The 13,753-nt window shown below is 37.6% G+C and carries 11 protein-coding genes; 7 read left to right on the top strand and 4 right to left on the bottom strand.

Features of this window, described 5'->3' with window-relative positions; translation table 11 throughout:
- Positions 1-112 precede the first annotated feature (112 nt).
- On the top strand, positions 113-793 hold the full coding sequence (locus L647_RS0103570; RefSeq protein WP_024609971.1) for a hypothetical protein: 681 nt from the start codon (positions 113-115) through the stop codon (positions 791-793).
- Here L647_RS0103570 and L647_RS0103575 read toward each other — a convergent pair whose 3' ends face one another.
- Positions 794-2,575 carry a tetratricopeptide repeat protein gene (locus L647_RS0103575; protein WP_033024246.1) on the bottom strand — a complete coding sequence of 594 codons (1,782 nt, stop codon included), beginning with the start codon at positions 2,573-2,575 and terminating at the stop codon, positions 794-796. It lies immediately after the preceding gene.
- A 193-nt stretch (positions 2,576-2,768) separates the two neighbouring features.
- Positions 2,769-3,134, bottom strand: a complete 366-nt coding sequence (locus tag L647_RS0103580) for a DUF4870 domain-containing protein (RefSeq protein ID WP_024609973.1) — start codon at positions 3,132-3,134, stop codon at positions 2,769-2,771.
- A gap of 183 nt (positions 3,135-3,317) precedes the next feature.
- On the opposite strand from L647_RS0103580, the gene L647_RS0103585 reads away from it, so the two are divergent.
- The 4 genes from L647_RS0103585 to L647_RS0103600 all read left to right on the top strand — a co-directional run bounded on the left by L647_RS0103585 (position 3,318) and on the right by L647_RS0103600 (position 7,054).
- Entirely contained in the window at positions 3,318-4,019 is a 702-nt protein-coding gene (locus L647_RS0103585; RefSeq protein WP_024609974.1) for a spondin domain-containing protein, read from the top strand.
- 11 nt (positions 4,020-4,030) lie between these two features.
- Entirely contained in the window at positions 4,031-4,768 is a 738-nt protein-coding gene (locus L647_RS0103590; RefSeq protein ID WP_024609975.1) for a spondin domain-containing protein, read from the top strand.
- A gap of 62 nt (positions 4,769-4,830) precedes the next feature.
- Positions 4,831-5,556 (top strand): response regulator transcription factor, encoded by a 726-nt coding sequence (locus L647_RS0103595; RefSeq protein ID WP_007580488.1) that lies wholly within the window; start codon positions 4,831-4,833, stop codon positions 5,554-5,556.
- Between the two features lie 10 nt (positions 5,557-5,566).
- Complete coding sequence (locus L647_RS0103600) at positions 5,567-7,054, top strand: HAMP domain-containing sensor histidine kinase (RefSeq protein WP_024609976.1); 1,488 nt, start codon at positions 5,567-5,569, stop codon at positions 7,052-7,054.
- A 43-nt stretch (positions 7,055-7,097) separates the two neighbouring features.
- On the opposite strand, the gene L647_RS0103605 is transcribed toward L647_RS0103600, so the two are convergent.
- Positions 7,098-9,272, bottom strand: coding sequence for an oligopeptidase B (locus tag L647_RS0103605; RefSeq protein WP_024609977.1), 2,175 nt, complete (start codon positions 9,270-9,272; stop codon positions 7,098-7,100).
- A gap of 192 nt (positions 9,273-9,464) precedes the next feature.
- On the opposite strand from L647_RS0103605, the gene L647_RS0103610 reads away from it, so the two are divergent.
- Both L647_RS0103610 and L647_RS0103615 read left to right on the top strand, forming a co-directional pair.
- A complete protein-coding gene (locus L647_RS0103610) occupies positions 9,465-9,935 on the top strand; it encodes a DUF2721 domain-containing protein (RefSeq protein WP_024609978.1) in 471 nt (156 codons plus the stop codon).
- Between the two features lie 93 nt (positions 9,936-10,028).
- Positions 10,029-10,481, top strand: a complete 453-nt coding sequence (locus L647_RS0103615; RefSeq protein ID WP_024609979.1) for a cytochrome c — start codon at positions 10,029-10,031, stop codon at positions 10,479-10,481.
- A 93-nt stretch (positions 10,482-10,574) separates the two neighbouring features.
- Here the strand turns inward: L647_RS0103615 and L647_RS0103620 are convergent, their stop codons facing one another.
- A complete protein-coding gene (locus L647_RS0103620) occupies positions 10,575-13,748 on the bottom strand; it encodes an efflux RND transporter permease subunit (RefSeq protein WP_024609980.1) in 3,174 nt (1,057 codons plus the stop codon).
- Positions 13,749-13,753: the final 5 nt, after the last annotated feature.

The raw sequence follows: 13,753 nt of genomic DNA on the forward strand, positions 1-13,753 counted from the left end.
GGGGTTAAAATAGGGGCTCTTTCAAATAGACCCTAAATTTACCCCCATTAGAATTAGATTAAATAAGGCAGTTTGACTACTGTTATTAGAGTTATAACTAAAGGATACAATAATGAAAAAAATAATATTAAATGCATTATCTGTTAGTGCACTCGTCGCGGTTTCTACTAATGTAAATGCGCATTTACTTGCTTTTGATAAGCTAACTACAAATCAAAAAAACATAACAGTCGTTACTTCTTTTGAAATGAATAAAGAAGAAATTATTGAAGAGTTCCATTTGCGATCTAAATATTTTGAAGTCGAAAAATGGATGATGAGCCAAAATGTATCACTCGATGACAATCATTTTTCTGGTCAACATGCTAATCAAATTGCATCAACAAAGGCATTAGCCACCTCCACTGTAAATATAATTGAAGTACCACCGATACACGACTTGATCGATCCATTTAATAGCAGAAACCAAAGTTCATCTGAAAATGGTAATACTCCTATTAATAAACTTAATATTGCTGGGTTTGCTGCGGTATCAATGTGTAATGCTCATGCGAGTGTTAACTATAAAGCCAAATTGCCTAATTTAGTTCCGCGCTTTACCGGGCCGCAAACCCTAATTGATGCTATTTATTCAAAAGATACTAAGCCAATAACTTATGAATTATCTCATGGGCTTTCTTTTGAGTGTGTTTATGTGGCCAAAAGTATAAAGCCAACATATGAAGAAAAGCGTCGCTCGATTAAAACAGCACCAAAAAAAATTAAAACTAATGAGTTAAATCATTCACATTAATTACTGCATAGATTCTTTTTTTACTATCGTCATGATGTTGTTAAGCCCTTGAGTTAACAACTCCCTGTCTTTTTTATCGAGCTCGCACTCAGATAAAATGAAGTGACAGGTTTTAACTACATTTCGCCATCGAGGATTTTCGGGGATCTTTTTTAAGTTAAGATACTTATCAAGTGATCGTGTTCTAAGCCTGCCAGAGTCAATCGAGATACTCCATATTTGGCTTCGCTCTGCCAACTCTACCTTATTAGTTTGTGTGTACTTTTCCCATACCGCCAAACAATCTTGCATAGCAATTACAAGCAACTCAGACAGCGTATTATCCACTGCGTGTGTAGCCCCCTGCACCTCCTCTTTTTCAATATTATTTAATAAAAAAAGCTGCTGTTTATGTGACTCAATTACAGTAATAAGGTGTTGGTGAGTTTTTCGTTTTCTAAAAATATAAACTGCAAAACAAAAGCCGATAATTAAAAATAAAACAAATATTGATAGAGTAATATTAAGTAGCTTGTTTATTCTTTGCTGCTTTTTTTGGTTAATAATTTCTTGATCGAGTAACCGACCACTAATTCTTTCATTTTCAATTTCACTTTGCTTTATTTGAATATTTTCGCTGTATTTTTGCTGCAATAATTGTTCATATAAATCTTGGTACTTTTTAAGAAAAATAATTGAGTCATACGGATAGCCCGTATTTAAATACAATTCGCTTGCATACAAGTACACTTCCATTTTTAATGTGTCTTCGTTAGTACTGTCAACAGCCTCAATCGCTTGTTTAATATAGTTAATAGCCTCTTCACTTCTTTTTTCATTTTGTGCCACTTGCGAGTTCAGTAAAAATATTTCACCGCGAAACTGGTTTTCAGAAGTATCTAAGTATTGATTTAATTTAACGAGGAATTGCTGTGCTGGTTTATATTCATTAGCACTTATATGTAAGCGTGTTAACACTATAAGTGCATACAAAGACTGTTTTAAATTTTTTGTTTGTTGGTAATAATCAATTATTTTTTCACTATAAAATCGCTGTTTTTGGTATTCACCATTTATAGTGTAAATATGCGCTAATGATTGATAAATATGAGCTAAATATTCTAGTGCTTTTAAATCATCATGAGTAGCGGTGTAGTTAACCAGTTTTTCTAATGCTAATTCAAAGTAATGCTGTGACTCATCATATTTCTCTAGCGTTTTATAAATTAGCCCTAAATTACTGAGTGTGTTTGCCGTATAAAAGTCATTTCCTAACTCCTCTTTTAAGGCTAAGCTTTTTTGAAAATAAGTTAACGCTTGGGGGTAATCACCTTGTTTTTTTGCAATGCTCGCCAAGTCGTTATAACTTTTAGCAAGCCATTGTATTTTGTTTTCTTTTTTTGCAATTTCAAAGGCGCTTTGATAATAATTTTTTGCCTCTTCGTAAGCATTATCATAAAAGTTATCAGTAGCTATTTTTCTGAACCACAAATATTGTATTTCGGTACTTTGAGTAAATATTTTACTTATTTTTATTTGAGATAAATAATTCTCTGCAACTGAGTCTTTCCCCAGCTCATTATTAATATCATGTAGATACAACATTAACTTAGCAGCAACTAACGGAAATTTTTGTTGATCTAAAGAAGATAAGTTCTGCTCGCAATTGACTAAACTAAGCTCTGCCGTTTGCATTTTCATGCTATTGCGACACTCAACTAAATATGAATTATCAGCCTCAACTTTTGTACATAAAAGCAGTAATAGCATAAATGCAAAATGCCTTATTTGAAATCCTTTCACACGACAGCACCAAACAATAAATTTAACCTTTACTATACACCAAATTAACAACGGTAATTTACTCTCTTTAATTTACTACCTTTAATAAAGCTCCCTCTTGCTAACGTTTATAAAGTAAGCCACAGCAACATAGCCGTGCTTTAACGTAAAAACCCAGCCTTTAGCTGGGTTTTTAAAATAATAAGTTAAGTTATTATTTTATTAAATTTAAGCTCAGAGGGTAATTAAACTCCTTACCTTCATTTGCTTTAATACTTGCTATTACAACCATTACTAACGAGAAAATAGCCACTATAGGCAGTAAAATTAAACCTATCACTGCAAAAATCAGTAAAAAACAAACTAAATACGCGATTGCCATCGTTATTTGAAAGTTAAGTGCTTTTTTACCATGCTCATCAACAATTGGCATTTCGTCTTTTTTAATAAGCCACACTATTAATGGTCCTATTATTGAGCCAAATGGCACAACAAACCCTGCAAGCGCACTTAAATGGCATAGCATTGCCCATGTACGGTCATCTTTATTAACTGGTTTAACTTCTTGATTTTCTTCCATAACACTCTCCATTTTGTTTTGTATATGTTGCCTCTTAATTGGCTAAATGTCTACAAATCAACCACTGTATTTACAAAAAAATCACAACGTGAAATCTTGTGATAAAAAAGTGATAAGTTTGTGAGAGTTTCTGGAAACGATTATTCAATACTTAACTCGAATCATCACTTACAGGAAATAATAATGAAAGCTTCTACATTTACAATCGCAACTATTTTAGCAGCAGCTAGCCAATCAACGATGGCTGCAGAGTTAGACCTAAAAATTACAAATCTAACTAAAGGCATGCACTTTACACCCGTACTAATAACTGCTCATAACACTGAAGATAAACTGTTTGAAGTTGCAACAGAAGCTTCATCTGCACTACAGGCAATGGCTGAAGGCGGAGATATTGCAGCACTTATGGCACAAGCAACTGCTGCTGGTAGCGATATTGCTGCTAACCCTGCAGGTGGTTTACTTACTCCTGCAACGTCAGCAATGACCACATTAACAACAACCGATGGTAACGATTACCTGTCGGTTACAGCAATGTTATTACCTACTAACGATGCTTTTGCGGGTTTAGATAGCTGGAAAATACCTACAGAAGCAGGTACTTATACTGTTTATTTAAATGCATATGATGCCGGTACTGAACAAAATAATGAACTAGTAGTAGAAGGTTCTGGTGCGCCAGGTGTACCAGGTATTCCAGCAGCACCAGGTGGTGATGCAGGTACTGGTGGTGCAGGTATTGTTAGTAACGATACAAATATCAATGTTCATATTCACCCTGGTAATTTAGGCGACGATGACTTAACTGCTGGTAATAGCGACGTTAGCAATACAGTACACAGATGGTTAAACCCTGTAGCTAAGTTAACTGTTACAGTTAAGTAGGAGTATTGACTATGTCATCTATTAATAATTTAAAAAAGAGTGCTTTAGTTATCATGCTTGCAACTGCACTGGCAGCATGTAGTGATAACGACGACAACGATCCAATAATTGAAGAGCCTGTAATTGAAGAGCCAATTGTTGTTGAACCTGTAATTAGTGAGTTTACTATTACTTTTAGTAATTTAACCGCAGGGCAACCCTTATCTCCGCTATCTGTGATTGCTTTTGAAGATGAAGCACCTTGGACATTTGGTGCTCCAGCATCAGTAGGTTTAGAGATGCTTGCTGAAAGTGGCGCGAATGATGAATACTTATTATTTGAAGACGCTCTAGCGGCAGTTTCTGCTGAAGGTGGTATTGGTCCAGGAGAAACAACCACAGTTACTATTTCTGCCGAATCACTGGAAACACTTAATTTGTCATTTGCTGCAATGCTTGGGAATACAAATGACACATTTACCGGTCTTAGTCTTGTAGATGTATCTACATTAGAAGTCGGTGGTTCTATAACACGTACTACCGTTGCTTATGATGCAGGTACTGAAGCGAATACAGAAACAGCTGAAACAGTGCCAGGACCTGCCGCTAGCGGTGAAGGATTTAATCCAATACGTGACGATACTGCCGATATAATTGCAATGCATCCAGGCATTGTGTCAAATCAAGATGGTTTATCAACATCAGTACTCGGTGTTGAGCATAAGTTTGATAATCCGGTATCGAAAATAGTAATTACGCGCACGCAGTAAAGTTCCAGCTTGTAATGGGGAAGTAAGGGAGCATGGATGCCCCCCTTTTTACGAGGTTATACATGCGTCACGAAAAAATATTAGTAGTAGAAGACGACAGAGAAATAGGTAAATTAATTACCACACAACTTACTTCGCTTAACTTACATGTAGATCATGTTGTAAGCGCAGAACTTGCCTTAAAAAAAATAGCCAAGCATCCCTATGGGCTTATTTTACTCGACATAAATTTACCGCAAATGGACGGTTTGAGCTTATGCCGAAAAATAAAAGAGCATTACCCAACTACCTCCGTAATTTTACTCACCGCGCTTAGTAGCGATATGGACAGAGTAATTGGTCTTGAAATGGGCGCTGATGATTATATTTGTAAGCCATTTTTTGCACGCGAATTACAAGCCAGAGTAAAAACCCAATTACGCCACAGAGCACAACTACTCGCTAGCCAAAATAACGACAACTCCCCCGTTGATAGCGAACAAACACTAAATGTAGGCTCACTCAACATAGAATTTAGTTCGCACCAAGTGTATTTAGGCAAACAAGCACTTAACCTTACCGCCACCGAATTTGATTTACTCGTTTACTTTGCACGCCATCCTAATCATGTTTTTAGCCGTCAGCAATTACTCGATAAAGTATGGGGTTACCAACACAGTGGTTACGAGCACACGGTTAATTCACATATAAACCGCTTACGTGCCAAGCTAGAAGAACACCAACAAGCGCCTATCATCGAAACCGTTTGGGGTGTTGGTTACAAACTAAACCCTAGCCAACTCAATTAAGACACCTATTATGAAATTATCTTTGTATCAAAAATTAGCTATATCGCTAGTCGTCATTTTTTGTTTTATTTGCGTCCTTGTTTACGGCTGGAGCAAGCAATTAGAACTCACATCAAAACACCACGCCGAACAAAACCTACATTTAGCGCTAGCTGAGCATTTAGTACAAGATAATCCATTAATAAAAGAAGGTGTTTACGACTACAAAGCGCTTGAAAATCTTTTTCATACTTTAATGTTATTAGGTCCTGCGTTTGAATTTTATTTTGTAGACGAAACCGGAAAAATTCTTACTTACTCAGCAAAGCCAGGGAAAGTTAAACGTACGCATATTAGTTTAACGCCTTTAAAAAAGCTGATTAACAACCCAAGCGCTGCACCTATTTATGGTGATAATCCTCGTAATAAAGAGCAACAAAAAATATTTTCAGCCGCGCCAGTATTTAATCACGATAAGTTACAAGGCTATTTATATGTAATTATTGGTGGCGAAGCTTACGACACCTCACTAAGCACGGTAAAAAATAATGACAAGTTATGGCTAGCCGCTTTATGGCTTGGCTCTGCACTTGCATTTTTACTCATTGCTATGCTCATTTTACTGCGCTTTTTTACTAATCCTATTCAGCGCTTAGCGCGCGATGTAAGTAATATTGAAGCGAATAATTACAGCCTTACCGATACAAAGCTAAGTAACTATTCAACGCAAAAAAGTAACGAAGTGCACAGCTTAGGCCGAAGTATTCAAGCCATGCTAACGCGTATTAACGAGCAATTTAAAGCGCTTGAACAAGGCGATAAACAACGCAAAGAGTTACTGACCCACTTATCGCACGACCTACGTACACCGCTTGCTTCACTGCAAGGTTTTTTAGAAGTATTAAACCAGTCCGGCGAGCAGCTAAGTAAAAAAGAGCAACAAGAATACTTACAGGTATCGCTTAATAATTGTGGGCAATTAAAGCTACTCATAGAGCAAATATTTGAGCTTGCTCACCTAGAAAATGGCGAAATAAACATAAATAAAGAAACCTTTAATTTAGGCGAACTCATTTACGATTGTATGGCAAAATTTAGTTTAGCCGTTGATAAAAAAGGCATTAGTTTATCGGTAGAACCCGCAATTTGTGATTTTCCTGTGGTTGCAGATATAGCTAAATTAGAGCGTGTGTTGAGTAACTTAATAGATAACGCAATTAGGCATACTTCTCGCGGCGGCAGTATCGCGGTAAATGTACAGCGCAGTGACGATAATCAATTATTTGTGCATGTATCAGACACGGGCGTAGGCATAAAACAAGATGAACTAAGTGCTATTTTTGATCCGCACTATCAGGCAAGCAACTCAAATAAAGAAGGTCGTCAGCAAGGTGGTTTAGGGCTGGCTATTTGTAGGGGATTATTAAAACTGATGGATAGCGAAATTTACGTACAAAGTGAAATTGGTAAAGGCACTATGTTTAGCTTTAATTTGCCACAAAAAAAGGTGCTTTCTTAAAAAGCACCTTATTGAGTTAAATCTATTTAAATATAAAGATTAACTACTTTTTAATACCCGCTAAATCAAGCATAAATGCATAGTTTAGCGCGGTATCTTCTAAGCGCTTAAAGCGACCCGATGCACCACCGTGCCCTGCTTCCATATCTATTTTAAACAGTAACTTATTGTCATCAGTTTTATAGTCACGCAGCTTAGCAACCCATTTTGCAGGTTCAAAGTATTGAACTTGTGAATCGTGCAAGCCAGTCGTTACCAACATATTAGGATACGCTTGCTTAGATACTTGGTCGTATGGCGAGTAAGACAGCATGTAATCGTAATACGCTTTTTCGTTCGGATTACCCCATTCGCCGTATTCATTTGTTGTAAGCGGAATGCTCGCATCAAGCATCGTTGTTACTACATCTACAAACGGTACCGCAGCAACCATGCCTTTATAAAGCTCAGGCGCTTGGTTCGCTACTGCGCCCATTAATAAGCCACCAGCACTGCCACCTAACGCAAATATTTCATCTTTTGCGCCATACTTTTGAGAAACCAATGCTTTGGTTACGTCAACAAAGTCGTTAAATGTATTCTTTTTAGTTAGTAGCTTGCCGTCTTCGTACCAAGGGCGACCTAGCATTTGCGAGCCACGTACATGAGCAATTGCAAATACAAAACCACGGTCTAACAAGCTCAAACGTGAGCTTGAGAACGTTGGATCCATTGTTGCACCGTATGACCCATAACCATATTGCAGTAGCGGGTTAGTGCCATCTTTTTTAAACGCATCTTTACGGTAAACTAAACTTACCGGTACTTTTATGCCATCGCGTGCTGTAATAAAAATACGCTCTGACGCGTAATTGCCAGCATCAAAATCACCTAATACAGCTTGTTGTTTAAGTAGTTTTTTATCGCCAGTCGCTAAATCTACATCGTACGATGAACCAGGAGTTGTCATGCTTGTGTAGTAAACACGTAACGTACTACTATCTATATCGTTATTGCCATAAGCCGCAATTGTATAAGCGCTGTCGTTAAAGCTCAGCGGTAACTCTTTACCTGTTTTTAAATTACGCGCAATTAATTTTGACTGGCCCATTTCACGTTCTTGGTAAACTAAGTAGTCATTAAATAAATCAATGCCTTCGAGTTTAATATCATCGCGCGCAGGGATCACACTTTGCCAATTAGCTTTGTCGCCTGCTTTATCAATATCAACTTTCATTAGCTGAAAATTTACAGCATTTAAATTAGTGACAATGTAGTAAGTATTCCCTAGCTTCGAAATATCATATTCAAGCCCTGCTTCGCGCTCAATTAAACGCTTAGGCATTGCTTTAGTATCATCAGCACTTAACACCGATACGCCAGATGCGGCTGTACTGCTATGCCAAATATAAATTTCTGACTCGTCTTTGCTTTTACTCATACCCATGTAATAACTGGTATCAGTTTCTTCGTAAATTAGCTCGTCATCAGCTTGTGGTGTGCCTAATGTATGACGATAAACTTGGTAACCTAATAAAGTTTGTAAATCTTTTTTAATGTAATAAACAGTTTTATTATCGTTTGCCCACACAATGCCACCGTTGGTGCCTTCAAGTGTGTCTTCGAGTAATTTACCGGTAGTTAAATCTTTTATTTTTACGCTATAAATACGACGGCTAACAGTATCTTCGCCATAAGCCATTAAATTACCATTAGGGCTTACATCTAAACCACTTACCGCATAATAATCGTGATCTTTAGCAAGTTCGTTTACATCTAAAATAACTTGCTGATCGGTACCTGCAAAATCGCTACTGCGTAAGTAAGTAGTGTATTCGTTATCGCCACGTGTTTGCGATGAGTAAAAATAATCACCGTTTTTAACTGGGACTGAATCATCGTCTTTTTGAATACGCCCTTTTAGCTCTTCAAACAATTCGCTTTGCAGCGTTTTAGTATGTGCGAGCATTGCATCAGTGTATGTGTTTTCAGCTTCTAAGTAGTTAATCACTTCAGGTGCTTTACGCTCGTCATCACGTAGCCAATAGTAATCATCAATGCGTGTATCACCATGAATAGTCATTTCATGCGGTACTTTTTTAGCAATAGGCGCAACAGCTTGTGCAACTTGAGTTGCTTTAACCTGCGTATTATTTTTTTGAGTTACTTCTGGGGCTTGATTACAGCCACTTAAAATAGCTAGCGACAATGCAGCAAGTGCAAATGGAGTATGTTTCATCAGTCAAAATCCTTATTGTGTTTTTATTTTTTATTAAGTAGTTAAATATACCTATAAATGACCTTTATTGTGATTTAGTTTGTGAAGCTATGTAAAGTAAATCAACGTAATTCCTTTTTACTTAACAAGCCTACATCAGGTACTCTGTAAATATAATAAGTCACTTTTAAGCTCAACTGATTAAGGGTAGTAATGAATAGCGAAGTAATAAATATTTTAACCATGGCTAAAGTAATTCAAACAGCCGTTGCTCCGGTATTTTTAATCACTGGTATAGCGGCTACTTTAGGTGTTTTATCTAATCGCTTGGCGCGAATTACCGACCGAGCGCGGCTACTAGAGCGAAGACTAAAAGTAAATACAGACGACGATTTTAACAAATCATTAGCTACCGAACTTAGAGCACTATTAAAGCGATCTCGTTTTATACATATCGCTTTTAGTTTAAGCGTATTAAGTGCGCTATTGGTGTGTGCTGTTGTTATGTTTTTATTTTTATCGCACATTCAGTCTATTAATTTAAGTGTAACCATTGCTTGTTGTTTTGTTGCAGCAATGGCATTTCTCATATGTGCATTTATTTCATTACTTGGAGAAGTATTTTTGGCTACCAGAAGTATGCGCCGAGGGATGATATTTGCTGATATAGGTCTTAATGATTAAGTTTTAATTAAATCCATCGTATTTGCTTGAATAAAAACGACGTTAGATACAATATACTTAATCAACAAATATAATTTTCAACAGGGGCAAACTATGAAATTAAAAACAATCTTAGCAACAATAGCATTAGCAACATGTACGCTTAGCGTATCAGCTAACTCAGCATTTAAAGAGCCAAGCGATGCTATTGAATACCGCCAAGCAGCATTTTCTATGATTTCAGTTCAAATTGGCGACATGGGCGCAATGCTAAAAGGCAAAGTACCTTTTGACGCAGAGCAATTTCAAAAGCGTGCTAACAACGCCGCTGCTTTATCTAAAATGCCATGGGAAGCGTTTTACGAAGGGACTGATAAAGGCGACACAGCTGCACTTGCTGCTGTTTGGGCCGAAAATGCAACCTTTGTTGAAAAAGCGAATGCTTTTGCAGCAAATGCAGATAAGCTAGCGTTAGCAGCTCAATCGGGCGATAAAGCCGTAATTGGTAAAGCATTTGGTGCATGGGCTAAAGGCTGTAAAGATTGCCATAAACAATTTAAAGATTAATTTTTATTGTTGTAACTACTTAAAGCAGTAACAATAAAAAAGCACTCAACGTTAACCGCTGAGTGCTTTTTTTGTATTTGTTATGCAAGTACTTTATTTGTTTAACGAAACCTTCTGCGGGCGACGTTTAAATACAGTTCTAATCCCACCTAAAATGCGTGGAAACACCTTACCAATATCACTTAATATAATGTACAAACATGGCACTAATATAAGTGTTATTAATGTTGCAAACATAACAGCAAAACCAAGTGCTACAGCCATAGGTATAACAAACTTAGCTTGCAAGCTTGTTTCAAACATAATTGGCAGTACACCTGCAAATGTAGTAATTGAGGTAAGTAATATAGGCCTAAAGCGAGCGCAACCAGCTTCTATTACGGCATCTTTAGTATGAACGCCTGCGCGGCGTGCCTGATTAATAAAGTCAGTCATTACCAACGAGTCATTAATAACTACTCCAGCAGCAGCAATCAAGCCAAAACCCGACATTAAGCTCATGTCTAAACCAAACCAGTAATGCCCCCAAATTGCGCCTGTCAGGCTAAATGGAATAACCGACATCACTATTAAAGGTTGTGAATAACTTTTAAGTGGTACAGCCAATAATATGTAAACTAAAATCATACCGCCAATAAAAAACAATTGTTGCTCATTTGCTTGTGCTTGCTGCTCTTCTATTGCGCCGCCTAATTCAGACTTAACACTTGGGTACTCTTCTTTAAGTTGTGGAAGTAGGTTTTCTTTAACTTGTTTAACCACCTCACCCGGTTCGATTGCTTCTTCGTCAATGTTGCCATAAACGTACACTGTACGATAACCACCTTCTCGACGAATATAGCTAATACCAGGTGTTTCTGTCAGCTCAACCACATCTCCTAATAAAACCTCTCTGCCTTGTGGTGTTGTAACAACCGCATGCTTAAGCGATGAAAATGCTTCACGAGTGAGCTTAGGGTAACGCACCATTACGCGTACTTCTTCACCACGACGAATAACACGCTGCGCTTCGCCACCATAAAAACTTGCCCCAATTTGATTCGCTATCGCCGCTAAGTCTAAACCTAAGTCGTAAGCAACAGGCTTTAAGCTCATTTGTATTTCTTTGCTTGCTGGGTCGATAGTTGAGCTAATATCAAACAAACCTTTCTGCTGTTGTAATAACTGTATAAAACGACGACCCGCATTATTAAGCGTATCGATATCTGATCCATATAATAAATAGCCAAACTCGCCATCACTACCACCGCCTCCAGCACCAACATCATCTTGAATAGTTAGTGATTTAACACCTGCGATATCTGGCATCGCTTCACGCCAGCGTCGAGACAGCTCAAATGCATTATATAAACGTAAATCTTCATCTACTAATGGCGCGAGTAATTGCGCCTCAGTACGACCTTGATTAAACACCAGTACATCACGCACCATTTTCTGGCCTTCTTTACGCTCTGTTTCTCTATCAACCTCTAGCACCATAGCTTCAATTTCACGAATCGCGTTAATGGTTTGAATGTCTGACACATTATCATTCATTTCTAGATTAATTTGAGGGAAATCGTGGGGTACCTTAGGCGAAGGGATCGTACGAACTTGACCTGATGAAATCAAACCAAAAGTTAAGATTAACAGCGCAATAAAACCAAACATAACTGTCCAGCGCCACTCTATGCAATTCACTATAAATTGTTTGTAAGGACCATTAACAAAACCAAAAAAACGATTATTAAAACGCGCACGCCAACCGTCGGGTTTAATCGGTGAAAAATGCGTATGTGCAATATGCGCTGGTAAAATTAATTTCGATTCAATAAGGCTGAAAATTAAGCACAGAATAACAACTACCGAAATACCGTAGAATAAAGCACTTTCAGGACCGCTAGAAAGCGTAAATGGTGCAAACACAGCTATGGTTGTAAGTACACCAAAAGTAGCTGGAGTCGCTACACGCTTTGCCCCATTGACCACATTAACAACACCGCCACCTTTTTTCTCTATTTCGGTGTAGGCGCTTTCGCCTATGACAATGGCATCGTCCACCACAATCCCTAGCACCATAATAAATGCAAATAAAGACACAATATTAATCGTCACACCAAACAATGGCATCATCATCATCGCGCCCAAAAAGCACACCGGTAAGCCAATCATTACCCAAAGCGCCAATTTAAAGCGTAAAAAGATTGATAGCATAATTGCGACCAAAATAGCGCCTTGAAATAGGTTAGCTTTCATCATATCTAAACGTGCATTTAGGTAGTAGGTAAAGTCCATCAACGGCTCTAGACGCACTCCCGGTGGTAACGCTTTATTTTTTTGATCAATATACGCTTTCACTGAATCAGCCACGGGGATAATACTTTGCTCTTCCGTTGCTTTTACCGATAAATAAACTGCATTTTCACCGTTAAATTTAAAGTAGCGCTCCCCTTCAGTAAATTGGTCTTTAATTATCGCAATATCTTGCAGTAATACCTTAGCGCCATTAGCACCAATTTTTACCGGAATTTGTCTAAACTCTTCACCAGAGTAAAACTGATTTTCTACTCGAACAGAAATAATACCTGCGTCTGTTTTTAATTGCCCCGCCGAAAAGTTAGCAGAGTGACGACGCACTGCATTCATTACATCACTGAGTGTTAAATTATATTGGCGTAGCGTATCTGGCTCTATCTCAATAGCAATTTCATCAAGCGGTACATCGTTTACCACCAACGATACATTAGATAACTGTAGTAATTCATCTTCTACTTGATTTGCTATAGGCTTTAGTTCAATTAAGGGTAAATCAGCCACCAAAGTCATACCAATTACGTCTTGACGAAACTCAATCTGACTTATGGTGACCGGTTCCATACCTGAGGGAAAAGTAGCAATACCATCAATACGCAACTTTACCTTATCAAGCACGTCGGTTAGCTCGGCATCGGTATTAATTTCAAGGCTAGCTCTACCGCTGTTTCTAAATGCGCGATACACACCTTTTTTAATCTCTGTTATATCTTTTAATGATTCTTCAACTTTAATAAGTATACTTTCTTCGATTTCTTGTGGTGAAGCACCAGGATAATTAGCTTCAATATTAATGTAGTTAACTTCTATGTTAGGGAACATTTGTCGCTGAATCGTAAAGTAACTTATCAATCCCATTACAATGATGAAAAACATCATTAAATTTGCAGCTACTGAGTTATTAGCAAAGTAAGCAATAATACCCGTTTGCTTTTCAGCTTTTGGCGCTGTATTTGGTAGTTCAGTGTTATTCATAACTC

It is taken from the genome of Pseudoalteromonas sp. TB64 (assembly GCF_000498095.1).
GTDB lineage: Bacteria > Pseudomonadota > Gammaproteobacteria > Enterobacterales > Alteromonadaceae > Pseudoalteromonas.

Excerpts from the sequence above, each read along its gene's own strand:
- L647_RS0103610 (WP_024609978.1), top strand. The coding sequence starts at position 9,465 with ATGAATAGCGAAGTAATAAATATTTTAACCATGGCTAAAGTAATTCAA.
- L647_RS0103605 (WP_024609977.1), bottom strand. The coding sequence starts at position 9,272 with ATGAAACATACTCCATTTGCACTTGCTGCATTGTCGCTAGCTATTTTA.
- L647_RS0103620 (WP_024609980.1), bottom strand. The coding sequence starts at position 13,748 with ATGAATAACACTGAACTACCAAATACAGCGCCAAAAGCTGAAAAGCAA.
- L647_RS0103570 (WP_024609971.1), top strand. The coding sequence starts at position 113 with ATGAAAAAAATAATATTAAATGCATTATCTGTTAGTGCACTCGTCGCG.
- L647_RS0103595 (WP_007580488.1), top strand. The coding sequence starts at position 4,831 with ATGCGTCACGAAAAAATATTAGTAGTAGAAGACGACAGAGAAATAGGT.
- L647_RS0103615 (WP_024609979.1), top strand. The coding sequence starts at position 10,029 with ATGAAATTAAAAACAATCTTAGCAACAATAGCATTAGCAACATGTACG.
- L647_RS0103585 (WP_024609974.1), top strand. The coding sequence starts at position 3,318 with ATGAAAGCTTCTACATTTACAATCGCAACTATTTTAGCAGCAGCTAGC.
- L647_RS0103590 (WP_024609975.1), top strand. The coding sequence starts at position 4,031 with ATGTCATCTATTAATAATTTAAAAAAGAGTGCTTTAGTTATCATGCTT.
- L647_RS0103580 (WP_024609973.1), bottom strand. The coding sequence starts at position 3,134 with ATGGAAGAAAATCAAGAAGTTAAACCAGTTAATAAAGATGACCGTACA.
- L647_RS0103600 (WP_024609976.1), top strand. The coding sequence starts at position 5,567 with ATGAAATTATCTTTGTATCAAAAATTAGCTATATCGCTAGTCGTCATT.